Raw genomic sequence first — 24,120 nt, 5'->3', positions numbered from 1 at the left:
ACGGGTAACCAGCCCGACCCCTTCCCGGGGCCGCCCGCCACGCTCCGCCGCGAGACGCCGGAAGCGGTCCGACACTCACCCGAAATGACTAATGACGCACCGTGCACCCCTTGTCCCCACTGGACCCCGCCCCATTCGGAGTTGCGGCCGTACGGGCGACATGAGTCCGTGGGAGGCGTGTCCCACCGGATCTCACTCAGGAGGAACCATGGGCACCAACCACCAGGGCCGATCGGCCGACAAGCTGGGCGTCGTCTTCGCCGTCCGCGTCGTCGAGGGCGGCGAACAGGGCTTCCTGGACCTGTACGAACAGCTCCGGAAGTCCGTGTCCGGGACGCCCGGTCACCTCATCGAACGGCTCGGCGAGCCCGCCGACGACTCCCGTCAGTGGGTGATCACCAGCGAGTGGCAGACGGCCGAGCACTTCTTCGCCTGGCAGCAGAGCGAGGAGCACCGCGAACTCGTCGCGCCGTTGCGCCAGTTCGTGGACCAGCGGCAGTCGCTGCGGTACCGCGTGATCAAGGAGACCCGGGGGGTGGCGTCATGACGCGCATCCCGCGCGGCCCCGTCGCCGTACTCGGCCTGGGCGCGATGGGCGCCGGGCTGGCCCGCCGTCTGCTCGACCAGGGCGTGCCGGTCCGGGTCTGGAACCGCACCGCCGACCGGACCGCGCCGCTCGCCGAGGCCGGCGCCCACGTCGCCGCCCACCCGGCCGAGGCGGTCGAGGGCACGGTCGCCGCGCTGTGCGCCGTCGCCGACGGCGAGGCCCTGGGCAGCGTGCTGCGCGGCCCGGACGGCGTCCTGTCGCGGGGTCCGTACCCGGGCATCCTGCTGTGCGCCAGCACCGTGGCGCCCGAGGAGGTCGTGCAGATCGCCGGGGACCTGCCCGCCGTCTTGGACATGGGCATGCTCGGCAACCGCGACCACGCCCGCGACGGAGAGCTGCGGCTGTTCGTCGGCGGCACGGAGGAGACGTGCGCCGCCGCCCGTCCGCTGCTGGAGACGCTGGGCAAGGAGGTCGTCCATCTGGGCGCACTCGGTTCCGGCATGCGGATGAAACTGCTCCTCAACCTGCTGATGGGCATCGAGGTGCAGGCGCTGGCCGAGGCCACCGAACTGGCGGAGGCCTGCGGACTGGACCGGAGGCTGGTCCTGAAGACCATCGCGGGCAGCGGCTTCGCCTCCCCGGTCATGGCGTTCAAGTCGCGGCGGCTGGCCGCCGACCGGTTCGACGAGCCGGACTTCCGGCTGCGCCTGATGGCGAAAGACCTCATGCTCGCTACCAAGCAGGCGGCAGCAGCCGGCCTGAGCCTGCCGCTGGCGACCGCCGCGGCGGAGACCCACGTCCGCGCGACCGAGCAGGGACTGGGCGACCAGGACTGTGCCGCGGTCACCCGCGCACTGAGACCGAAACCGGGAACCGACACGTGATCATCGACATCCACGGGCACCTGTCCCCACCGGAAGCCGCCGCACGCTTCCCCATGCCCCCGAGCCTGACCGACGTCGACGGCATGCTCGCCGCCCGCGCCGAGGCCGGCATCGACCTGACTCTCATCGGCAGCCCGGTCGGGGCCGGGGCGATGGCGCGGGTGCCCGGCGTGGACAACTACGCGCAGCCGCGGGACCGGCTGCGCGCGTTCCACGCCTGGATGTCGGGCCTGATCCGCCGGTTCCCGGACCAGTTGCGCGGCTATGTGTACGCCAACCCGTTCGGGGACGACGATCACCTCGAAGGCGTACGGGAGACGCTGGCGGACCCCGCCTTCGTCGGTCTGATCACCACGTCCAGCGTGCACGGGGAACTGCTCGGTTCGCGCCGCGCCGACTCCTTCTTCGCGCTGGCCGCGGAGGCGGGGGTGCCGGTCCTGGTCCACGCGCCGGCCGAACCGGCCGGCACCGAACGGGTCGAGCAGTCCGGCTTCGTGGAGCAGATCGGGCGCTTCGGCGATGTCACGCTGGGCCTGGCCATGATCGCGTTCGCGGGGTGGCTGGACAAGTACCCGGGGCTGCGGCTGATCGGCGCGACCGGCGGCGGCGCGCTGGCGCTGCTGCCGGAGCGGCTGCAGACCGCGGCGCGCCCCCCGCACTGGGCCGGGGGCGCGCCGCCCGCCGGCGGCCGCCCGGGGACGCCCGCCGCGTCCCCGGGCGGCCGGGGTCCGGGCACCGCGGACGCGGCGGCCGGGGCACGGACCGGCGGGTCCCCGGCCGGCGGACCCCCGACCGGCGGGGCAGGCACCGGTGGGACAGGGGCCGGCGGGACTCGGACCGGCGGGGCACCGCCGGTCGTACGGCCGGCGCCCGGTCCGGACGCCGTCGAGCCCGCGGCCGACCCGGCCGCCGCGCTGCGGCGCATGTACGTCGACACCAGCCCGTTCAGCGCGGCGCACCTGAGCCTGAACGCGGAGGTGCTGGGCCCCGGCCGGATGCTGTTCGGCACCGACTCGCCGCCGATGGCCGCGCCGCTGGAGGACTTCGTCCACATGATCGAGAAGCTGCCGCTCGACAAGGCGTCCCAGCAGCTCATCCTCGGCGGCAACGCCCAGACCCTCTTCGACCTCAGGAGCCGTCCGTGACCACCACCCAGGAGGCCGTCACCGCGGCCGAGCGGTGCACCCCCGAGTTCCGTCGCGATCCGCACCCGGTCTACGCCCACCTGCGCTCCGCGGCGCCCGTCTGTCCCATGACACCGCCGCACGGCAACGAGACGTATCTGATCACCCGGTACGAGGACGCGCGGGCCGCGCTGTCGGACCCGCGGCTGAGCAAGGACATGTACGGGGCCATGGACGCCTACCGGAGGATCTTCGGTGACTCGTCCGTCGCGCTGGACGACAACATGCTCAACTCCGACGCGCCCAAGCACACCCGGCTGCGCCGGCTGGTCAACTCCGCTTTCACCCCCCGGCGGGTGCAGGCGCTGCGCCCGCGCATCGAGGAGGTCGTCCGCGGTCTGCTCGACGCGTGCCCGGCCCGGGAACCCGTCGACCTGCTCCCGGCGTTCGCGTTCCCGCTGCCCATCATCGTGATCTGCGACCTGCTCGGCGTGCCGGCCGAGGACCGGTCGGGGCTGCAGCGGCTGTCCACGACGGTGGCGCAGACCGGGTTCGGCGAGGAGTTCAAGCGGGCCCAGCAGAAGGCCGAGGAGGAGCTGCACGCGTACTTCACGCAGCTCGTCTCCGCCAAGCGGGAGCGGCCGGGTGACGACCTGCTGAGCGCGCTCATCGCGGCCCGGGACGGCGAGGACGGCGCCCTCACCCAGAGCGAACTGGTCTCCACTGCCTTCCTGTTGATGTTCGCGGGCCACAAGACGACCGCGTACCTCATCGGCAACGCCGTGCACCATCTGCTGTCCCAGCCCGCGCAGTTGCGCGCCGTACGGGAGGAACCGGAGCTGATCCGCGCGGCGGTCGAGGAACTGGTGCGCTACGACGGCTCGGTGGAGAGCGCGACGTTCCGCTACGCGACCGAGGACGTGGAGTACGGCGGGACCCTGATCCCCAAGGGCGCCCTGGTGCAGGTCGCGCTCAGCTCGGCCAACCGCGACCCGCTGAAGTTCGACGCCCCGGACGAGCTGGACGTCCGGCGGCCGGGCAACGCGCAGGACGCCCACCTTGGCTTCGGGCACGGCAGCCACTACTGCCTGGGCGCCCCGCTGGCCCGGCTGGAGACCCAGCTCGCCCTCACCCTCCTGTTCGACCGGTTCCCCCGGATGGCCCTGGCCCACCCGGCCGGCGGCCCCCGGTGGCTGGAGGTGCCGTTCCCCGCCTTCCGCGGCCTCGCCGAACTGCCGGTCGTCCTCGACCCGGCCGCCTGAGCCCGGCCGCACGTTAGCCTTCCCGGTGACCGGGCCGCGCCCTCCCCGGTGTGCGCCGCGTCGCTGACGCGGCCGTTCGTCGGCTGGGCGGCCGAAGCGGCGTGCGCGCGGGACGTGCCGCGCGCGTTCGCCCAGGCTGTCTTCGAGGCCTGGCTGCGCCGCCTGCCGTCGTACCTGCCGGACCGGCCCGTACCGCCGCCGCGGTCCGCGCGAGGGCCGCTGCCGCACCCCGAGGAGGTCTTCGCGGCCCTGCGGGACGAGCGGCCCGCCGACACGGCACCGACCACGCCGGGCCGACCACGCCGGGACTGGTGCGGGGGCGGGCCGGTACGGCGCGGTGGCCGTCCTCCGCGCGGACACCGCCGGCCACCCGTCGCGGCCCACCCGTTCCGCTCCCCCGCCCTCCCCCGGTACTGTCCGTCGCGCACTCCCGCACCGGACCCGCAGCCGCTCCAGGGGGTATGCCGTCATGCCGTCCGTCGCCCCGTCCCGCTCCCCCGGCACCGCCACGGGGACCGGAGCCACCGGCCGTACCGTCTGGACGGTGGTCCTGTGCTGGGTCACCGTCCTGCTGGAGGGCTACGACCTCGTCGTCCTCGGCGCCATCATCCCGACCCTGCTGAAGACCCGTCACCTGGGCATGACGGCCGGGGACGCGACCACCGTCGCCACGCTGTCGCTGGCCGGCGTCGCCGTCGGCGCGATGCTGGTCGGTCCGCTGGCCGACCGGCTCGGCCGGCGTCTGCTGCTGATCGCCTCGGTGGTGCTGTTCTCCGTCTTCACCCTCCTGGTGCCGCTCGCCGGCTCCGTCACGGTGTTCGCCCTGCTGCGGTTCGCGGCCGGGGTGGGCCTCGGCGCGTGCATGCCCGTGTCGCTCACGCTGACGGCCGAGCGGCTGCCGGCGGACCGGCGGGCCCGCGCCGGCACGCTGGTCATGACCGGCTATCACACCGGTGCCGTGATCACCTCGCTGCTGGCGCTCCAACTGGCCGGGCACTGGCAGGTCCTCTTCTACGTCCTAGGCGCCGCCGGGCTGGTCACCGCGGCCGTCCAGTGGTTCCGGCTGCCGGAGTCGGAGGCGTTCGTCCGCGCCGGGCACCCGGCCGGGGCCGTCCGGGTGCCGTTCACCGAGCTGCTGAAGCCGGCGTACCTGCGCGCCGGTCTCGGGATCTGGGCGGCCTCGTTCATGGGTCTGCTGCTGGTGTACGGCCTCAACACCTGGCTGCCCAAGCTGATGAACGACGCCGGCTATCCCGTGCCCACGGCCGTGACCCAGCTCCTGGTGCTGAACGCGGGCGGGGTGGCCGGTCTGGTGCTGGGCGGCTTCGTGGCCGACCGGCGCGGCATCAAGCGGACCACGGCGGCCTGGTTCGCGGTCTCGGCGGCCCTGCTGGCCTGCCTCGGCATCAGGATGCACAGCGATCTGCTGCTCGACTCGGTGGTCTTCCTCACCGGGGTGTTCGTCTTCTCGGCGCAGGTGCTCGTCTACGCGTACGTCACCGGCTTCTACCCGCCCTCCGTGCGCGGCACCGCGCTCGGCTCGGCGTCCGGCATCGGCCGGATCGGTTCCCTCGTCGGCCCCACGGTCACGGGCGCGCTGGTGAGTGCCGGGATCGGCCACCCGTGGGGCTTCGTCTTCTTCGCCGCCGTGGCCGCCCTCGCCGTCCTGGCCGTCCTCACCCTGCCCCGCCTCTGACGCCCTCCGCCCGCCGGTGTCCGCCGCCCCGCGGAGGACCGGGCGGCCGCTCAGTCCGCGGAGAGCGGCTGGGCCCGGACGATGAGCAGGGCCACGTCGTCGTGGCCGGCCGGGTGCCACAGCTGCCGCAGCAGCCGGTCGCAGGTCTCCTCAGGGGACCGGTCGGCCAGGGCCAGCAGCCGCAGCAGTTCCTCCAGCCGTTCGTCGATGGGATCGTGGCGGGTCTCCACCAGCCCGTCGGTGTACAGCACCAGGCGGTCGCCGGGCCCGAAGCCGATGGTGGTGCTCTCGAACGGGACGCCGCCGACCCCGAGCGGCGTGCCGGTGGGCAGGTCGAGGAGGTGCGGCTGTCCGCCGGCCCGCACCAGGACCGGCGGCAGGTGGCCGGCGGACGCCACGTGCAGCTGCTCGCGGTGCGGGTCGTAGACCGCGTACAGGCAGGTGGCGATGTACGGGTCCAGATCGCGGGTGATCTTGTCGAGGTGGGTGAGGATGCGGGCCGGTTCCAGGTCGAGGTCGGCCAGGGTGGAGGTCGCGGTGCGCAGCCGGCCCATGGTGGTGGCGGCCGGGATACCGCTGCCCATGACGTCGCCGACCGCGAGGGCCGTGCGGTCGCCGTCGAGTGCGATCACGTCGTACCAGTCGCCGCCGACCTCGCTGCGGGCTTCGGCGGGCCGGTAGCGGGCGGCCAGCTCCAGGCCCGGGCGGCCCGGCGGTAGCTGCGGCAGCAGGCTGCGCTGGAGGGTCTCGGCGGCGCTGCGGATGTGCTGGTGCAGGACGGCGTTGTCGATGCTCAGCGCGGCGGACGAGGCCAGCTCGCAGGCGAGCGTGAGGTCGTCGTCGTCGAACGGCAGCGGGTTGCGCGCCCGGGCCAGGCTCATCACGCCGATGATCTTCTCGCGGGCGATGAGCGGGACGGCCATGTCGGTGTGCACACCGGCCCGGGCCAGCAGTCCGGCGGCCGCGGAGTCGGTGGCGATGCGGGCCAGCTCGCCGCCGTCCAGGTGGGTGAGGAGGAAGGGGCGGCGGCTGCGGATGCAGTACGACGCCGGGTGCTCGGCGTGGTAGGTGGTGAGGTGGCCGGGCGGCACGAGCGCCCGGCCGGCGTCCGTCGGGTACGCGGTCTTCACCGCCACGGCGCGGAACAGCGCCGGGCCCTCGCCGAGGTCCGTGCGGCCCGTTTCCAGCACCGAGTCGAGCAGGTCCACCGAGACCATGTCGGCGAGGTCGGGCACCAGCACGTCGGCCAGCTCCCGGGCGGTGCGCTCGACCTCCAGGGTGGTGCCGATCCGGGCCGAGCCGTTGGCCATCAGGCGCAGGCGCTGCTGGGCCTCGTCGGCCTTCTTCGCCGCCCGGTAGCGGTCCGTGACGTCGACCACCACGTTGGCGATGCCCAGCACCCGGCCCTGGTGGTCCTCCAGCCGGTAGACGGACACGGCCCAGGCGTGCTCGTTCCCCGGGTCGGCGGCCGTCCGGCCCACCACCTGTTCCTCCACCACGGGCTCGCCGGACGCCAGGACCTGCCGCATCACGGTCTCGGCGTCCAGGAAGGGCGCGCCGGACAGGATCTCGCGGAAGCGGCGGCCGAGGTGGCCGGCCTCGGAGACCCCGTGCATGGCCGACAGAGCCGGGTTGACGGCCAGGTAGCGCAGCTCGGTGTCCAGGACGGCCAGCCCGATCGGCGCCTGGGTGACCAGCCGGTTGGACAGGGCCAGCTTGCGTTCCATCTGCCGCAGGGCGATCCGGTCGGTGGCCAGTCCCAGGGCGTAGTGGTCACCGAGGCTGTCCGTCAGCCGGACGTTGCGGAACTCCACCATCCGGGTGCTGCCGTCCTTGTGCCGGACCGGGAAGGCGCCCGCCCAGCCCCGGCCGGTCTCCATCACGTCGGCGAACAGGGTGATCGCCGCGTCCTGGTGCTGGGGGTGGAGCAGAAGCGGCGCGGCGTACTGGCCGACCGCTTCGTCACCGGTATAGCCGAACAGTTGTTCGGCCTGCGGACTCCACATGTCGATCTTGCCGTCGGCTTCCAGCAGCACCGCGGCGACGCCCAGCAGGTCCATCAGCCCGCTCGGGTCCGCCGCGGCGCCGGCCAGGTGATCCGCCTGCTCCGGGCGCTGCTCCTCTCGCCTCATGGCGCGCGCTCCTTCCTCGGCCGGCGTCACCGGCGGCGACCGGCTCGCCCCGCGGGCCGGGGCGAGCGGTCGTCCCGCAGATCAGCGGCCCTTTCCACGATGCGGCACGGGGCCCGGGACGGCCACGGCGGCACACCGCCGAAACCGCCGCGCCGGGGGCCCGCCCGGCCACACCGGCACGGTCCCCGGCCGCCGTACGGCGCGGTACGGCGCGGGGCGGCGCGGCACGATTCGGCGCGGCACGGCGGCACGGCACGACGCCGGCCCAGCGCAGCCCGGCCCCACACGGCCCGGCGCGGCGCGGCCCAGCCCACCCCGGCCCGACACGGTCCCGCGCGGCGCGGCCCAGAGCAACGCGGCCCGGCGCGGCCCGGCGCGGCGCGGAGCAGCGCGGGGCAGCGCGGGGCAGCGCGGGGCAGCGCGGGGCAGCGCGGGGCAGCGCGGGGCAGCGCGGGGCAGCGCGGGGCGGGGCGGCGCGGGGCGGGGCAGCGCGGGGCGGGGTGGCGCGGGGCAGCGCGGGGCGGGGCGGCGCGGGGCGGGGCAGCGCGGGGCGGGGCGGCGCGGGGCAGCACGGGGCGGGGCGGCCGGGGCAGCACGGGGTGGGGCGGCCGGGGCAGCACGGGGTGGGGCGGCGCAGGGTGGGGTGGCGCGGCGCGACCCGGAGCGGCGCGGCCCAGAGCAACGCGGCCCGGCGCGGGGCGGGGCAGCGCGGCGCGGCGCGGCCCGGGGCAGCGCGGCGCGGGGCAGCACGGGGCGGGGCGGCGCGGCGCGACCCGGAGCGGCGCGGCCCAGAGCAACGCGGCCCGGCGCGGGGCGGGGCGGCGCGGGGCAGCGCGGCGCGGCGCGGGCGGGGCAGCGCGGGGCAGCGCGCCCCGGCGCGGCCTGGCGCGGGGCGGATCGGGGTGGCGTGGCGCGGCCCAGAGCAGCTCGGCCCGGCGCGGCCTGGCGCGGGGCGGGACGAGGCAGCACGGGGCGGGACGCCGCGGGGCAGCACGGCCCGACACGGCACGACGCAGCCCGGCCCGACACGGCTCGACACGACACGGGGCGGCGCGGCGCAGCCCGGCGCAGCCCGGAGCGGGGCGGCGCAGCCCGGAGCGGGGCGGGGCGGCGCGGCGCGGCCCGCGCCCGGCACAGCCGGACCTGCGGCGGCCGCGGGGTAGGCAGGCCGCAGGCCGCCGGGACCGCACCCGCGGTGACCGGACCGGGCGCCGGGCGCGTGGGTCAGCCAGCCCGCGGTGCCGGGTTGGCGCAGTGGGCCAGTGGTTCGCCGCGTAGGAAGCGGCCGGCCTCGGCGGCGACGATCCGGGCGGCCTTGTGGGCGACCTCGCGGCTGGCGCCGGCCATGTGCGGGGTGAGGACGACACCGGGCGTGGACAGCAGGCGGGAGCCGGCCGGCACCGGTTCGACGGGGAACACGTCGAAGCCGGCCGCGGCCAGCCAGCCCGAGTCGAGCGCGTCGCACACCGCGTCGTAGTCGACCAGGGCGCCGCGGGCGCAGTTGACGAGGACCGAGCCGCGCGGCATCGCCTCGATCCGGGCCCGTCCCATCATGCCCCGGGTCTCCTCGGTCACCCGGGCGTGCAGGGAGACGATCCGGGAGCGGCTGAGCAGCTCGTCCAGGGAGACGAGTTCGGCGACGCCGCGCACCTCTTCGGGCCGCACATAGGGGTCGTGGACGAGGACCGTGGCCCCCATGGCGTGCAGGACCCGGGCGACGCGGGAACCGACGGCGCCGCAGCCGACCAGTCCCACGACCGAGCCGTCGATCTCGACGCCGCAGCGCGCGTAGTCGTAGGTGTCCCCGCGCCACACGCCCCGCTTGAGGTCGGTGTGGACGTCGCCGATCCCGCGGGCGGCGGCGAGGATCAGCGCGAGGGCGTGCTCGGCGGTGGCGACGGCGTTGCGGCCCGGGGCGTAGCAGACGGCGACGCCGTGCCGGGTGGCGGCCGCCAGGTCGGCGTTGACGGGTCCGCCGCGGCTGACGCAGAACAGTTCCAGCTCCGGACAGGCGGCCAGCACCCGTTCGGTGAGCGGCGCCAGCTGGGTGACGCAGATCCGGGCGCCGCGCAGCGCCTCGATCATCTCCTCCTCGGTGCCGGACGCCTCGTCGACCCCGGCGACCCTGCCGAACGGCGTGTGCGGCCAGGGCAGCCGGAGCTGCCGGACGTCCAGCTCGCAGCCGGCGGGCGCGGCGGCGCGCAGTTCCTGTTCCAGCAGCCGGGGCAGGACGAAGTGGTCGCCGGCGGCGAGGACGGTGGTGGGCACGGTGGCACTCCCGGGGAAGCGGCGGTGTCAGCGGACGGGGACGTTGAGGCGCAGCAGGGCCGCCTGGCCGTCGCGCAGCCGCAGCTCGGTCAGCGCGCCGTTGCCGAGGACGGGGAAGACCCGGCGGTAGCGGGCCAGGGGGATGCCGAGCAGTGCGCACAGCGCCAGGCGCAGCAGGGTGGAATGGGCGACGACGAGGACGCGGCCGTCGGGGAGGGCACGCGCGGTCTCCTGGAGGCAGCCGGTGGCGCGGCCGGCCGCCGCCGCGGGGTCCTCGCCGCCCGGCAGGTGGTGGGCGACCGGGTCGGCGAGGAAGGCGGCGAGCGCCTCGGGGAACGCCTCGGCCATCTCGGCGCGGGTCAGCCCGTCGCCGTGGCCGAAGTCCACCTCGTACAGGCGCTCGTCCACCCGGAGGGGGAGGCCGAGCGCGGTCGCGGCGGGCGCGGCGGTCAGCCGGGCCCGGGACAGCGGTGAGCAGAGCACGGCGTCCAGGTGCTGTCCGGCGGCCCAGGCGCCCAGTTCGGCGGCCTGCCGGCGGCCGTGTGCGGTGAGCGGCACGTCGGTGCGGCCCGCGTAGCGGTTCTCGGCGTGCCACACGGTCTCCCCGTGGCGTACGAGCACGAAGTCGGTCACGGCCGGGCCCTTCCGCGCGCGTGTGCGGCCACGGCCGGCGGCAGCCAGCCGCGGCGGGCCAGCGCGTCCACGAAGCCGAGGTAGACGGGCAGCAGGCGGGCGGTGCGCGCGGGGTCGGGACGCAGTTCCCCGCGCAGCCGCACCATGGCGCCCGCCGCCTCCGCCAGCGTGGCACCCGAGGCGGTGGCGGCGAGGACCGCCATGCCGACGGCGCTCTCGGCGTGTTCGGGCAGCCGGGCGGGGCGGCCGAGGACGTCGGCGCGCAGTTGTGACCAGTAGGGGTTGCGGGCGCCGCCGCCGGTGAAGGTGAGCGGGCCGGTCACGGGGGCGCCGAGGTGGTCGAGGTAGTCGAAGCAGAGCCGTTCCAGGAGGGCCACGCCCAGCAGGCAGGCGTGGAACTCCTCGGCCTCGCCCGAGAGTTCTCCGAGGGTGAAGGGCACGGCCTCGGGGGCGCGGAACGGGAAGCGCTCGCCGCCCGAGCCGACCAGGGGGTAGACGACGGCGGTGGAGCCGGTCGCGGCGGCCCGCGCGGTCAGCGCGTCGAGGTCGGCGGGGCGCGCGCCGGGGAAGCGGGCGGCGAGGACGCCGGCCCCGCTGCCCGAGGCGCCGCCGGGCAGCCAGGTGCCGTCGGGGCCGCGGTGGCAGTAGACGACGCCGCCGGGATCGCGGACGAGGTGCGGGCTCGCGCCCTTGAACACCAGGGTGGTGCCGAGGACGGAGTTCCAGGCGCCGGGGGTGAGCGCGCCGGCCCCGATCTGCGCCGCGCAGCCGTCGGTCATGCCCGCGGTGATGAGGGTGCCGGCCGGGATGCCGGTCGCCTCGGCCGCGGCGGCGCACACGGTGCCGAGGACCGTGCCGGGCCGTACGACGTCGGGCAGCAGCCCGGCCGGGACGCCCAGCGCGTCCAGCTCGGCTTCGGGCCAGCGTTCCGCGACGAGGTCGTAGCCGGTCTTCAGGGCGTGGCTGGCGTCGGCCGGGACCTGGTGCCCGGCCAGCCGCCAGGTGACCAGGTCGGCCTGGTGCAGCAGGCGCGCGCCCGCGGGCGGGGCCGCGCCGCCCGGCCGGGCCCGGTCGTGCAGCAGCCAGAGGAGTTTGGGCAGGGCCCAGGAGGGCTGCATGGCGCGGTAGCCCAGCTTGTCCCAGACCGGGGCGCCGAGGGTGTTGACGCGGTCGGTGTGCGCGTCGGCGCGGCGGTCGTCGTACATCAGCCCCGGGGTGAGCGGGACGCCCGCCGGGTCGGCCAGGAGCACGGTGCCGGAGGTGGCGTCCACGGCCAGGTCCCGTACCCGGCGCGGGTCGACGCCGGTCAGGGCCGCGCGGCAGGCGGTGGCGAGCGCGGACCACCACTGCTCGGGGTCCTGCTCGTGGCGGACGCCGTCGCGGCGGCCGGTCAGCGGGCGGGAGGCGGCGCCCAGCAGCCGGCCGGTGCCGTCCACGGTGACCGCGCGGACGCTCTGGGTGCCGAGGTCGAGCCCGAGGTGGACGGCGTCGGCGGGCAGCGCGTCAGACATGCGGGGCCTCCGGGGCGAAGGCGGCGGGCGGCGGGGCGGCCGGCGCGGGCGCGGGTGCGGAGGACCAGCCGAGGGAGCGGGCGGCGGCGCGCCAGGTGATGTACGTGTCGTAGAGCCCGTCGTAGAACGCGGTCCGTTCCGCGTCCGGCTCCCAGGTCGCGCCCGTGCGGACGTACCGGGCGGCGGCCTCGCGCATGCCGCTGGCCGCGCCGGTGCGGACGAGCCCGGTCAGGAAGGCGCCCTTGGCGCCCGGTTCCGTGTCGGTGCCGCGGGCCGTCGGCACGCCGGTGACGTCCGCGATGAGCCGGCACCAGCCGTCGCTTGCGGCGCCGCCGCCGCACAGGCGCAGTTCGCCGACGCGGGTGCCGGAGGCGGTCAGGCAGTCGCGGACGACGAGGGACAGGCCCTCGAAGACGGCGCGGGCGAGGTGGGCGGGCGTGTGGTCGAGGGACAGGCCCCAGAAGACGCCGCGGGCGCGCGGGTCGAGGAACGGGGCGCGCTCGCCGGCGGGCGAGAGGTACGGCAGGAATCCCAGTCCGCCCGCGCCCGGCGGGCTGCCGAAGGCGAGCCCGCCGAGCTGGGCGGGGTCCGCTACGGCCAGGGTGCGGCAGGCCCAGTCCAGGACCTCGGTCCCGGCGAGGGTGGGAAAGGCGCGTAACACCCGTTCGCGCCCCTGATAGGCGATGGTGATCCCGCACGGCTCACCGCCGGTGTCCGGCTCCCGGCTGACGATCTCGGTGCACAGCGTGGTGCCGAGGATGGCGCACGCCTGGCCGGGTTCGACGGCGCCGGCGCCGCGGGCGGTGGCGGCGATGTCGTAGGGCGCCATGACGACGGGCAGGCCGGGGGGCAGGCCGAGTTCGGTGGCCGCGTGCCGGGTCAGCTCGGCGACGCGCTCCCCTTCGCCGAGGATGCGCGGCAGCAGCGGTTCGGCCCACCGCAGGGCGAACAGGTCGAGGATCGCCGGGTCGTAGCCGCCGGTGGCGTGGTCGAGGAAGGGCGCGGAGGCGTCGGACTCGTCCACCGCGCGCACCCCGGTGAACTTCAGGAACAGCCAGCCGGCCGCCGTCAGCGCGGTGCGGGAGCGCCGCAGCCGGTCCGGGTCGTGCCGGGCGAGCCAGCTCAGCACCGCGTTCGGCATGCCGCTGCAGGTGAGCGAGCCGTTGCGGCGGAACGCCTGGTCCAGGACGCCGTCGGCCTGCCAGCGGGTGAGCAGGTCGCCGGCCCGGCCGTCGGACCACAGGATCGCCGGGCCGGTGGGGCGGCCGTCGCCGTCGACGAGCCAGCAGCCGTCGCCCTGGGCCGTGAAGCCGACCAGCCGGACCGGGTCCCGGCCGGGGCCGAGCCGGTCCAGGGCGTCGCGCACGGTGTGGACGACGGCGTTCCACACCGCGTCCATGTCCTGTTCCGCCCAGCCGGGGCGGGGCCGCAGCACCTCGGTGCCGATGCGGCAGACCGTCAGTTCGCGGCCCTGGTCGTCGAAGACGACGGACTTGATGACCGAGGTTCCGACGTCGATGGTGAGCACCGTCATGACTGCCCTCCCTGCCCCTCCGCCCGGGCCGCGCCCGGCGACCGGGTCCGCCGGACCGGGCGGTCCGGCCGCGTGCGGCTCGCGGTCCTCAGCCAAACGCCTGCCCGAGCGGGCCGTCAATCGGCCGTGCGGCTTATCCCGCGGCCGGCTCCGGGCGCCGTGTGACATCGCCGTCCGGCCCGGACCGGCCCGCGTCCGCCCGGGGGCCGACCCGCCGTTCGCGCGGCCGGCGGCCGGTTCACGGCCCGCTGTGGCCGTGTTACGTTCCTGTGGTTTTCTCACGAGTTCCTCCCCGTTCGTGCTCCTCGCGTACAGCGGTGCGGCGCTCGGTCACCCGGGGGGGACACCCGAGAGGAGCGGCTGCCATGCCCGGTGCGGACGCCCGGACGGAGGCCCGGGAGGAACGGCGCGGCCGGGTGCGCGAGCGGGTCACCAGCGAGGGGTTCGTCCGCACCGCCGACCTCGCGGCCGAGTTCGGTGTGAGCGTGATGACCGTCCACCGCGACCTGGACGCGCTCCAGGCACAGGGCTGGCTGCGCAAGGTGCGCGGCGGGGCGAGCAGTCTGCCCTCGACGCAGTTCCACGGCAGCGCCGGCGAGCGCCTGACGACGAGGGTGCGGGCCAAACAGGCGCTGGCGCGCGCCGCCGCCGGGGAACTCGCCCCCGGGCAGGTGGTGATGATCGACGACTCCACGACCTGTCTGCACCTGGTCCGGCACCTGCCCGGGCACACGCCCCTCACCGTGATCAGCAACTCGCTGCCGGTCGTCTCCGCGCTGGCCCGTGAGCCCGGCGTGGCCCTGATCGCCCTGGGCGGCACCTATTTCCCGGCCTACGACGCGTTCATGGGCGCGCACACCGCGCAGAGCGTACGGGCGTTCCGGGCGGATGTGCTGTTCCTGTCCACCACGGCGGTCACCGGCGGCCGCTGCTATCACATGTCACCGGAGACGGTGCAGGTCAAGCAGGCGATGATGGCCGCCGCCACGCGCCGTGTGCTGCTCGTCGACCACACCAAGTTCGCCCATCAGGGGCTGTACGCGCTCGCCCCGCTCACCGACTTCGACCTGGTGCTCGTCGACGAGGCGGCCCCGGCGGCCGAGGTGCGGCGGCTGCGCGACAGCGGGGTCCGCGTCCGCACGGCCGGCCATCCGCCCGGGACGCCCCGAACGCCCACCGGCACGTGAACATCACACGGTCCTCACTCACCCGTCCCGTCGGCGCCCGACATTCGGCCGTCCGGGCGGTTTCCGGTGATTGGTCCGGGTAACCCGATCGCGGGACACGGACGGCGCGCCCGCCCCTCGCGGGCGTCGCCCTCCGTCCCGTATCACGTTTGCCCAGGTCAAGGAGCTGGTAACCGATGACTCAGCCCGCGCAGCAGCAACAGCCTCCCGGCACGGAAGCGGAGATGCGACCGAGGCCCGACCACGGGGAGGACAGCTACCGGGGGTCGGGCCGGCTGGCCGGGAAGGCCGCGGTGATCACGGGTGGGGACAGCGGTATCGGCAAGGCGGTGGCCATCGCCTTCGCCCGGGAGGGCGCGGACGTACTGCTCTCCTATCTGCCCGAGGAGGAAGACGACGCCCGCGACACCGCGCGGTGGGTGGAGCAGGCCGGGCGCAAGGCGGTGCTGGTGCCGGGCGACCTCGTGGAACCGGCGCACTGCCGGGAGGTGATCGGCCGGGCGGTGGAGACGTTCGGCCGGATCGACGTGCTGGTGAGCAACGCCGCGTTCCAGATGACCCGGACGTCGCTGGAGGAGATCCCCGACGAGGAGTGGGACCGCACGCTGGCGACCAATCTCAGCGCGATGTTCCACCTGTGCAAGGCGGCGGTGCCGCATATGCGGCCGGGAGCGTCGATCATCGCCACCACCTCGGTCAACTCCGACATGCCGCCGCCCACCCTGCTGCCCTACGACGTGACCAAGGCGGGCATCGCCAACATGGTCGGCGCCATGGCCCAGTTGCTGGGCGACCGCGGGATCCGCGTCAACAGCGTGGCCCCCGGCCCGATCTGGACCCCGCTGATCCCCGCGACGATGCCGCCCGAGCAGGTGGAGAGCTTCGGCTCCGACGTGCCGCTGAGCCGTCCGGGCCAGCCGGCCGAGGTCGCCCCGGTGTACGTGCTGCTCGCCTCGGACGAGGGTTCGTACGTCTCCGGCGCCCGGATCGCGGTCACCGGCGGCCAGCCCATCCTGTGAGGAGCGCGCATCCCGTGGACTGGTATCCGTTGCGCCTGACCACGCCGGTCAAGCAGCACGTCTTCGGCGGGCGCGTCCTGGCCGGCCGGTGGGGCCGCGCCGGGCTGCCGGACGGCCCGGTCGCCGAGACGTGGGAGGTCAGCGACGTGGACGGCGAAGGCTCCGTGGTGACCGCGGGCCCGCTCGCCGGGCGCAGCCTGCGGCAGCTGACCGAGGAGCATCCGCAGGAGCTGGTCGGGCGCGGCTGGCGCGGTGAACGCTTCCCCGTGCTGACGAAGTTCATCGACGCCACCGGCCCGCTCCCGGTCCATCTGCACGCCGACGACGAGACCGCCCGCCGGTTCGAGGGCGAGCCCAACGGCAAGACCGAGGCGTGGCACGTCCTGGAGGCGGCTCCCGGGGCCACCGCGCTGGCCGGCGTCAAGCCCGGGGTCGACCGCGACCGGCTCCACCAGGCGCTGCTGGCACAGGACTTCGACGCCGTGCTGCGCCGGCTCCCGGTGCGCGCCGGGCAGACCCTGTACGTCCCGGGCGGCACCCTGCACAGCTTCGGCCCCGGCACCCTCGTCTACGAGATCGAGCAGACCTCCGACATCCAGCAGCACGCCATGCGCCACCGGATGGAGGACGGCTCGCCGCTCACGGACCAGGAGTGGCGCACCAACCTGGACCGGCTGCTGGCGCAATGGCGGCCCGGACCGCGCCCCGACTTCCGCTCCGGACTGAGCGCGCGGGTGGACGACGGCGTGGAGCGCACCGTGCTGTGCGCCGGCCCCTACTTCGCGCTGGAGCGGTGGCGGGCCGGCACCACGGCGCCCCTGGTGCACACGTTCTCCACCGCGCTGGTCCTCAGCAACGCCGGGGCGCCCGTCACCGTGGCGACTCCCGGGGGACGGGAGCGGCTGGGCCGGGCCGAGAGCCTGCTGCTGCCCGCGGCACTCGGCCGGCTCCGGATCGAGGGCCCGGCCGACGTCCTGCTCGGCTACCTCCCCGACCTCGACACCGACATCCGCACCCCCCTGCTCACCGCCGGCCACGGCCCGGAAGCAATCACGGCGCTCGCCGGGTAACGCCCCGGCACGGGCTTTGGGGCGGCTCACCAAACCGCCCCCAAGTCCGGTACACGCCACGACAGCGCGAACGGCCCGGGACTATCGTGTGCCTCCACGGGCCGGACGATCACGGGGGTGAAGGCGTGGGCGAGGTGGGGCGGCTGCCCGTCGCGCTGCGCGGTGACGGGCGGCGCTGGAGCACGGTGCCGGCCGAGCGCAGCGTCCTGGGCGTCGTGCACAACATCACCTCCGCCACCCGGCTGCTGGATCTGCTGTCCGTCTTCGAGAACGACGAGCGGGTGCAGGTGTTCTTCTCCTGCACCGGATCGTCGGCCCTCGACGAAGGGACCGGCGCGTTCCTCACCGCGCACGGCATGCTGCACCTTCCGTGGAGCGAGGCGGTGTCCCGGTCCTTCGACATCGCCGTCGCCACGAGCCGGGGCGGAGACCTCGACCGGCTCCGTTGTCCCGTCGTGTTCGCACCCCACGGCGCCGGCTACAACAAGAGACTCGGCCGGGAAGGCGGGGCTTTCGGGCTCACCGATGAATGGCTCGTGCATGAGGGCAGGCTGCTTCCCGCCGCGCTGGCGCTGTCGCACACGGAACAGCTCGACCGGCTGGCCGAGGGCTGCCCGCGGGCCCTGCCCATCGCCCAGGTCGTGGGCGACCCGGTTCTCGACCAGCTGAGCGCCGGCCGGGCCTTCCGCGCCGTGTACCGGGAGGCCCTCGGTCTGCTGCCCGGTCAGCGTCTGGTCGTCGTCTCCTCGACCTGGGGCCATGGTTCGGTCCTCGGCTCGCCTCGGACCGGCATCCTGCGCCGGGCCCTCGCGGAACTGCCCGCCGACGAGTTCCGGGTGCTGGCCGCCGTCCACCCCAACGCCTGGTACGGACACGGCGCCTGGCAGCTACGCACCTGGCTGGCCTCCCTCGTCGACGCGGGACTCGTCCTGCCCGCTCCCGAAACGGAGGTGTGGAAAGCCGCCCTGTGCGCGGCCGACTTCCTGATCGGCGACCACGGTTCACTGACCCTGTACGGCGTCGCGCTCGGAGTCCCCTGCCTTCTCGGCGCCTTCCGGGATCCCGTCGTCGCCCCGGGATCCCCCATGCGGCGCCTGCGCGGACTCGTCCCGGGCATCACCGGGACGCGGCCGCTGTCCGCCCAGCTCGCCCACGCCGCCGACACCCAGCGGGACGACGGGGAGCTGGCCGCGCTGAGACGGAGCGTGACATCGGAACCCGGGAAGTCGGCCGCCCTCGTACGCCGGCTGCTCTACTCCCGGCTGAGCCTGCCCGAGCCGCCGTACCCCGCGGCGACCCGGGCGGTACCCGTCCCGTCGGTCCCCTCGCCGCGCGCCGGCCGGCTCCCTCACCTGCCCGCGACGCTGGTGTCCACGGCCGTGAACCAGGGCGGCCGGGACCCGGAGATCTCCCTGCGCCGCTTTCCCGCCGCGCTCCAGCAGGCGCCGCACGACCACCTCGCCGCCGCCCATCTGACCGCGGACCCGGACGATCCCGACCGCCGCTGGCCCCGGTCGGCCGAGGTCCTCCTGCTGCCGCACACGAGATATCCGTACCCGGACGCGGTGCGGTGGTCCGACTTCGCCGCCCGGTTCCCCGGGTGCGCTCTGATCGCGGTGGAGGAAACCGGCCACGGCTGCACCGTGCTCCTCGGAGACGACACGCGACTCCGCGCGCACTGGGCCGACCGTCCCGCCTGGGCCTCCTTCGACGCCGCCGCGTCGGCCGTCCATGCCTGGACCCGCGCGTCCCCCGCGGAAATCCGCACCCAGGACGCGCTGCGCCTCGGCATCCACGCGGGCGAGGGCCTCCCGCCGGCGCTCGTCGACGTCGTCCCGCTGCACTGACCCGGCCGGCCGCCGTCCCGACGCGGGGCGGCGCGGGGCCGGGCCGTGTGTCCGTGGTGCTGTTATGTGGGTGGGTGGGGGTCTGTTCGGGCGGGGGCTCTTACGGCCAGGAGGGCTACGTCGTCCAGGCCCGGCGGGTGGACGCGGCGCAGGAGGTGGTCGGTGAAGGACGGCAGGGGCCGGTGGGCGAGGGCGGCGGCGTGCTGGCGCAGCCGGTTCAGGCCCTCGTCGAGGGTGTGGCCGGGCGCCTCGACCAGGCCGTCGGTGTACAGCAGCAGGGTGGCGCCCGGCGGCAGCAGGATCGTGGCGTCGGGGCGGGAGGTGCGCACGCCGGTGCCCAGCAGGAGGCCGTGGCCGTCGGTGAGGTAGTGCGTCAGGCCGTCCCGGGTGACGAGCAGCGGCGGCGGATGGCCCGCGTTGGTCCAGGACAGTTGCCAGTGGCCGTCGCTGGTCTCCGTGACCCGGGCGAAGATGAGCGTGGCCATGGAGACGTCGGTGATGGGCATGATCGCCTCGTCGAGGCGTTCCACGACGCTGCTGGGCGGTTCCTGCTGGGACCAGGCGTAGGCGCGGAGCATGTTGCGCAGCTGGGCCATGCCGGCGGCGGCCTCCAGGTCGTGGCCGACGACGTCGCCGACGGCGAGCGCGGTGGCGCCGTCGGGCAGGGTGAAGGCGTCGTACCAGTCGCCGCCGACCTGGGAGGCGTCGGGGGCGGGCAGATAGCGGACGGTCATCTGCAGGCCGGGCACGCGGGGCATCTGGGGCAGCAGGTGGTTCTGCATGGTCTCGGCGACCTTGCGCTGCCGCTGGTAGAGGCGGGCGTTGTCCAGCGCCAGACCGGCGCGGCGCGCGATGTCCTCGACCAGGGTCAGGTCGGCGGTGGTGAAGTTCCCGGGTTTCCCGGCACGGCCGAGCGTGAGCGCGCCGAGGACGTCGCGCGTGCTGCGCAGCGGCGCGATGGCCGCGGAGTGCATGCCGGTGACCTCGAACAGGCGGTGCTGTTCGACGGCGATGCCGGAGTCGGGGGCGCGCTGGTAGGTGTCGGGGCCGGCCAGCGTGGAGGCGACGCCCCGCAGGGCCCGGGACAGCGGCATCGGGGACTCCTCAGGGACCGGGGGCATCGGCCCCTCCAGGTCCTCGCGACGGATCACCGTCTCGCCGTCGGCCTGCGCCACGACGGTGCGCCACACCTCGTCGCGCTCGGTGATCAGGTCGATGACGGCCCAGTCCGCCAGGCGCGGCAGCACCAGGGCCACCAGCCGGCGCAGGGCCTCGTCGATGTCGAAGGTGGACGTCAGCTGGGTGGTCGTCTCCGCCAGCAGGGCCAGCCGCTCGAAGTCGGTCAGCGTCTCGGTGGTCTGTCCCGTGCGCTGCCCCGTGCCGGATGCCTGCTCGGACGGGTGGAAGACGACGAGTGTGCCGTTGCGCTCGGCACCGATGTCGTACGGCGTGATCGTCCAGGAGACGGGCAGCAGCGAGCCGTCCCCGCGCGCGAAGTACTCGTCGCCGCCCTGGGCCGGGCTCCCGGCGTGGAACGCCTGCCGCATGCCGCACTGGGTCGTGGCCAGCCGCTGGCCCTGCGCGCCCCGGTGCAGCAGGTCGTGGGCGTCCTGCCCGACGAGTTGCCCGGCGGACCGGCCCAGCAGGTCTTCGGCGCGGGAGTTCACGGCGACGATGTGGCCCTGCTCGTCGACGACGTACACACCGGCCCCGATGGCCTCCAGGACCACGCCGAGCGAAGCAGAGGGCACGGCCGCGGGCCCCTTCCGTCCGGCCTCCGTGCTCTCCGGTCTCACCATGTCCTTGCCTCTCTCGGAACCGGGCTTGCGCCCCCGGCGCCGCTTCCGCGTCCGTACGGCGTTGTGCCCGCGGCGTCCCTACCCCTATGCCCCGCCTCGCGGAAGAGACAGCCGCTTCATCTGTGACCTGTGCTCATTCTGCGCACCCGCCGCCCGGGCCGCGTGCCGGGGAGGGCCGTGAACCCGGATCGGCCGGGCGGCCCGGTCGTCCCGGGTGCCCCGGCCGCACCGCGGGGTCCGGGGGATGCCGTCCGTCGGCCGGAGAGAAACGATGCGGTGTTCCCCGATCGGGGGAAGACCCACCCCGTTCGAGGAAAGACGCGCATCACGGCCGGCCGCCGGGGCATCGCTCGCACTGACCAGGTTCGCCTTCCGACAGAGGAAAACCCCGTGCGTCTTCGCTCCCTCGCCGCGTCCGCCGGCACCCTGACCAGTGCCCTCGTCCTCCTGCTGGCCGTGCCCGGCTCCGCCCTGGCGGCGACCGGCCAGTTCCGCTACTCCTACACCACCGCGGAGGGGTACGAGGCCGTCGGCTTCCTGAACGATCCGGCCGGCGGTGAGTGCATCGACCTGCACGGACCCGGCTCCGAGCCGGGCTCCCCCGGCCGCGCCCCCAAGAACCGCACGGACGCGACCGCCACCGTCTTCCTGGCCGCCGGCTGCGAGGGCGACGTCTACTACACCCTGCCTTCCGGCGCGGGCGCCGGCGACCGCCTGCTCGTGCGGTCCGTCGTCTTCTCCTGAGCCTGCCCGCCGCGGGGCACCGGAGAAAGAGAAAGCTCCCCGGACCGGGCACAGCCGCGGTCCGGGGAGCCGTCGCGTGTACGCGCGCGCCCTGGGGCTTTTCGATGTCGGGAGGAGACGAGCGGCCCGCGGCCGGTCCTACCGGTACGTGGCGAGTTCGCCCCTGCGGCGCACGTCGAGCGTCACACAGTGGAATCCGCCGCCGAGGGTCCTGGAATGGGTGAGCTGTGCCGGGATCACCTCGACGCCATGCTGCTCCAGCACCCGGATGAGGCCGACCTGGCGCTTGTCCACGATGGCCTTCCCGGGCGCGACCACCAGGAAGTTCATCCCGATCCACACCGACGACTTCGGGTGGTCGCCGAGGTACCCGGTGTCCACCAGCTCCGGGCAGACGATCCGGTCCCAACCGCGCAGGAAGCCGGGCATGTTGGCGTCGTTGACCCGGGCCGGGTTTATCAGGACGAGCCCGGGGCGCAGCGGCACGATGGTCGAGTCGATGTGCGTGGAGGTGTACAGGCCCTCGCACGCGTGCACCGTGTACCGGTCGCCGAGCAGGGCCTGCAGCCAGCGCGCGCCGAGCGCGTTGCCGCTGTCGGAGATCTGGTACAGCAGGTCCGTGCCGAACCTGAGCACGTTCGCGGCGTCGAAGACCGGTTCCAGATTGCGCAGCCGCTTGCCGGGCGGCGCGGTGGGCTCGTACATGTCGTCGGCCAGCTGGGGCTTGGGCGCCGACAGCCAGCGGGCGCCGCTCTCCAGGTACTCCAGGAACAGGTCCTTGTACGCGAAGCCTTCGAGCCAGCGGGCCCGCAGCACCATCGGCGACTCGATGATCGAGTCGCCGACCGCGAGGAACCCGTCCCGGGGGCAGTAGTCGTAGAACCCGTCCGTGCTCCAGTCCGGGGTGGCCAGGACCGCCTTGTGATCACGTCCGCCGGGCCGCCGCACCTTCACACCGAGGCCGGTGAGAATGGCCGTCAGCTCTTCGAGTTCGGCCTCGGTCTGCTCGACGACGTGGGCGGGATACGGTCCGGACGGAATCTCCGCCGGGTCCATGTCCGGGTATTCCGTGGCTATCAGGCTGCGATCCGCGACCGGCACCCGCGCACCTGCCATGGTTCCGACGACGATCTCTTCGAGCGGATCCCATTCCGTGTGCACATCGACCAGGCTCATCGGGCTGCCCCTCTCATGCCGGACGCCGCCGGCGCGGCGTCAGTCGGTCGGTCGGTCGAACACCGTGTAAAACGATCGAGCAATAGCGCGGCGCCCTCGGCGGGCAATGAGGTCAGCCGACTCAAACACGCCATGGTCGGCTCGGTCAAGTGATCTGCCAGGACGCCGTTTTGCGTGTGCGAGACCCTCACAACCGGACGGCTCCCGGGCCCGGTCAGGGCATGCCTGCCGTGCTGCGCGGCCTGCCCGCGGCGGGCGGAACCCTCCGGTCCGCGGGCGGCGCGACGGCTGGATCCACTCCCGTCGCGGCGGTGCGCCGGCGGGCTGCCCGGGCACCGATACGGCCACCCGGCCGGCGTGCTGACCTGCGCGGAACCCGCGCGCGGGCCGGGAAATCCCGCCGGAACACCCTCCCGGTAACCTTGACATTCGATCAAAACATCGACTAAAAACTCCTAGGCCCAATCCTGGCGTGAACGGACTCGTCGACGCCTATTGACACGCCTTCACCGCACGACAGAGCCGCTCGTCCCCGACAATCGCGCACGAGGCAGGGTCGGAAGCACTTTTCGCCGACATCGTGATGAATGGCGCTTCTACGGGCGTCCACGGCGCCGCTTTCCGGCCGATGATGAGACCGTTCCGAGGACCGGTAAGCGACGCGACCCACAAGGTCGACGCGTAGAACAGGGGGAAACACAGATGTTGAGCACAGCTGTGAAACGGCGATCATCCGCACACCGAGCCTGTCGCAGTTCGTCAACGCCCCGATCAGTCTGATGATCGGGGCGGTGCCCTTTGTGCTGCCGGCACATCGCCTGCCATCGATCAGGCCGCCGGAGCCGAAGCCGGCCGTGACCGTGCGGAACGGAAGCCGGCGCCCGCAGTCAAGCGCTTCCAGCGACCCTCACCGAGGCGGAACACCATGACCATACGGGTACTCATCTGCGACGAACTGCCCGTCATCGGGGACGGCTTGAGAACCCTGCTCGACGCCGTACCGGACATCGACGTGATCGGCACCACCGACAACGGCATGGAGGCCATCGTCCTGGTGCGCACCAGCCGGCCCGACGTCGTGGTCACCGATCTGAGCCTGCGCACCATCTCCGGTCTGGAGCTGATCCGCCGGCTCGGCAAGGAGGACACGCCCCCGCACATCGTCGTCTTCACCCGGTCCGATGCCGACCAGACGGTCAGCGACGTGCTGCACGCCGGCGCGAGCTGTCTGCTCGGCAAGGACGCGAGCCCGCAGGAGCTGATCACCGCCATCCGGGCCGCGGCCGCCGGCCGGACCCTGCTCGCCCCGGACATCGCCCACCGCCTGGTCACCTGGTTCCGCGAACAGCCCGCGACCCGGCAGCACCCGTCCTGCCCGGAGGTCACCGACCTGACCCCGCGCGAGAAGGAAGTGACCCAGTTGGTGGCCCGGGGCATGTCCACCGAGGAGGTGGCCCGCGAGCTGACCATCGGCGTGGCCACCGTGCGCACCCATCTGTACCGGGTGCGCACCAAGCTGGGCGTCCGCGACCGTGCCCAGCTCGTCTCCCTGGCCTACCGGTCCGGGCTCATCTAGCCGGCCGGACGCGCTGGACACGGGCTGTGCCGGCCTCGCGCGTTCACGCGCGAGGCCGGCACGGCTGCCCGCAGCGGCCGTCCCGGAACCCGGAGATGCCGGCGATCCGCG

Annotated in this window: 18 protein-coding genes; 11 read left to right on the top strand and 7 right to left on the bottom strand. The window is 74.7% G+C overall.

Annotated elements, in window-relative coordinates; translation table 11 throughout:
• The first annotated feature begins 208 nt into the window (after window positions 1–208).
• From ACH4OA_RS23980 to ACH4OA_RS23960, 5 genes are all read left to right on the top strand, one after another.
• Window positions 209–547 carry an antibiotic biosynthesis monooxygenase family protein gene (locus ACH4OA_RS23980; RefSeq protein WP_365884185.1) on the top strand — a complete coding sequence of 113 codons (339 nt, stop codon included), beginning with the start codon at window positions 209–211 and terminating at the stop codon, window positions 545–547.
• Complete coding sequence (locus ACH4OA_RS23975; RefSeq protein WP_365884184.1) at window positions 544–1,431, top strand: NAD(P)-dependent oxidoreductase; 888 nt, start codon at window positions 544–546, stop codon at window positions 1,429–1,431. Before ACH4OA_RS23980 ends, ACH4OA_RS23975 begins: the two co-directional genes overlap by 4 nt.
• Window positions 1,428–2,576 carry an amidohydrolase family protein gene (locus ACH4OA_RS23970; protein ID WP_397970731.1) on the top strand — a complete coding sequence of 383 codons (1,149 nt, stop codon included), beginning with the start codon at window positions 1,428–1,430 and terminating at the stop codon, window positions 2,574–2,576. Before ACH4OA_RS23975 ends, ACH4OA_RS23970 begins: the two co-directional genes overlap by 4 nt.
• Window positions 2,573–3,817: a cytochrome P450 gene (locus ACH4OA_RS23965; RefSeq protein WP_397970728.1), complete on the top strand. Its 1,245-nt coding sequence runs from the start codon at window positions 2,573–2,575 to the stop codon at window positions 3,815–3,817. Before ACH4OA_RS23970 ends, ACH4OA_RS23965 begins: the two co-directional genes overlap by 4 nt.
• A 469-nt stretch (window positions 3,818–4,286) precedes the next feature.
• Window positions 4,287–5,513, top strand: coding sequence for an MFS transporter (locus tag ACH4OA_RS23960; protein ID WP_397970725.1), 1,227 nt, complete (start codon window positions 4,287–4,289; stop codon window positions 5,511–5,513).
• Between the two features lie 50 nt (window positions 5,514–5,563).
• Here the strand turns inward: ACH4OA_RS23960 and ACH4OA_RS23955 are convergent, their stop codons facing one another.
• The 5 genes from ACH4OA_RS23955 to ACH4OA_RS23935 form a co-directional block, all read right to left on the bottom strand.
• The gene (locus ACH4OA_RS23955) at window positions 5,564–7,645 is read right to left on the bottom strand and encodes a SpoIIE family protein phosphatase (RefSeq protein ID WP_397970722.1); all 2,082 of its coding nucleotides are present in this window, start codon (window positions 7,643–7,645) and stop codon (window positions 5,564–5,566) included.
• Between the two features lie 1,224 nt (window positions 7,646–8,869).
• Entirely contained in the window at window positions 8,870–9,913 is a 1,044-nt protein-coding gene (locus ACH4OA_RS23950) for a 2-hydroxyacid dehydrogenase (protein ID WP_397970720.1), read from the bottom strand.
• 27 nt (window positions 9,914–9,940) lie between these two features.
• Window positions 9,941–10,546 carry a histidine phosphatase family protein gene (locus ACH4OA_RS23945; protein ID WP_397970717.1) on the bottom strand — a complete coding sequence of 202 codons (606 nt, stop codon included), beginning with the start codon at window positions 10,544–10,546 and terminating at the stop codon, window positions 9,941–9,943.
• Complete coding sequence (locus ACH4OA_RS23940; RefSeq protein WP_397970714.1) at window positions 10,543–12,057, bottom strand: FGGY-family carbohydrate kinase; 1,515 nt, start codon at window positions 12,055–12,057, stop codon at window positions 10,543–10,545. Before ACH4OA_RS23940 ends, ACH4OA_RS23945 begins: the two co-directional genes overlap by 4 nt.
• Window positions 12,050–13,591 (bottom strand): FGGY-family carbohydrate kinase, encoded by a 1,542-nt coding sequence (locus ACH4OA_RS23935; protein WP_397970712.1) that lies wholly within the window; start codon window positions 13,589–13,591, stop codon window positions 12,050–12,052. The genes ACH4OA_RS23940 and ACH4OA_RS23935 overlap by 8 nt, the downstream gene beginning before the upstream one ends.
• Before the next feature lie 365 nt (window positions 13,592–13,956).
• Here ACH4OA_RS23935 and ACH4OA_RS23930 point away from each other — a divergent pair, with 365 nt between their 5' ends.
• The 4 genes from ACH4OA_RS23930 (at window position 13,957) to ACH4OA_RS23915 (ending at window position 18,714) form a co-directional block, all read left to right on the top strand.
• A complete protein-coding gene (locus ACH4OA_RS23930; RefSeq protein WP_397937343.1) occupies window positions 13,957–14,778 on the top strand; it encodes a DeoR/GlpR family DNA-binding transcription regulator in 822 nt (273 codons plus the stop codon).
• Between the two features lie 176 nt (window positions 14,779–14,954).
• A complete protein-coding gene (locus tag ACH4OA_RS23925) occupies window positions 14,955–15,797 on the top strand; it encodes an SDR family oxidoreductase (RefSeq protein WP_365881270.1) in 843 nt (280 codons plus the stop codon).
• 14 nt (window positions 15,798–15,811) lie between these two features.
• Window positions 15,812–16,867: a type I phosphomannose isomerase catalytic subunit gene (locus tag ACH4OA_RS23920; protein WP_397970710.1), complete on the top strand. Its 1,056-nt coding sequence runs from the start codon at window positions 15,812–15,814 to the stop codon at window positions 16,865–16,867.
• Window positions 16,868–16,992: 125 nt separating this feature from the next.
• Window positions 16,993–18,714, top strand: coding sequence for a hypothetical protein (locus tag ACH4OA_RS23915; RefSeq protein WP_397970708.1), 1,722 nt, complete (start codon window positions 16,993–16,995; stop codon window positions 18,712–18,714).
• A 62-nt stretch (window positions 18,715–18,776) separates the two neighbouring features.
• On the opposite strand, the gene ACH4OA_RS23910 is transcribed toward ACH4OA_RS23915, so the two are convergent.
• Window positions 18,777–20,513 (bottom strand): SpoIIE family protein phosphatase, encoded by a 1,737-nt coding sequence (locus ACH4OA_RS23910; RefSeq protein WP_397937340.1) that lies wholly within the window; start codon window positions 20,511–20,513, stop codon window positions 18,777–18,779.
• A gap of 390 nt (window positions 20,514–20,903) precedes the next feature.
• On the opposite strand from ACH4OA_RS23910, the gene ACH4OA_RS23905 reads away from it, so the two are divergent.
• Window positions 20,904–21,257 (top strand): hypothetical protein, encoded by a 354-nt coding sequence (locus ACH4OA_RS23905; protein WP_397970706.1) that lies wholly within the window; start codon window positions 20,904–20,906, stop codon window positions 21,255–21,257.
• Window positions 21,258–21,395: 138 nt separating this feature from the next.
• Here the strand turns inward: ACH4OA_RS23905 and ACH4OA_RS23900 are convergent, their stop codons facing one another.
• Entirely contained in the window at window positions 21,396–22,433 is a 1,038-nt protein-coding gene (locus ACH4OA_RS23900; RefSeq protein WP_397947553.1) for an inosamine-phosphate amidinotransferase 1, read from the bottom strand.
• Window positions 22,434–23,358: 925 nt separating this feature from the next.
• Here ACH4OA_RS23900 and ACH4OA_RS23895 point away from each other — a divergent pair.
• Window positions 23,359–24,009, top strand: coding sequence for a response regulator transcription factor (locus tag ACH4OA_RS23895; protein WP_365941944.1), 651 nt, complete (start codon window positions 23,359–23,361; stop codon window positions 24,007–24,009).
• The last annotated feature ends 111 nt before the right edge of the window (window positions 24,010–24,120 follow it).

Source organism: Streptomyces sp. NPDC017095, from assembly GCF_044332325.1.
Classification (GTDB): domain Bacteria; phylum Actinomycetota; class Actinomycetes; order Streptomycetales; family Streptomycetaceae; genus Streptomyces.
Note: the sequence above shows the minus strand (reverse complement) of the source record. Positions and strands in the feature narration are given on the sequence as shown.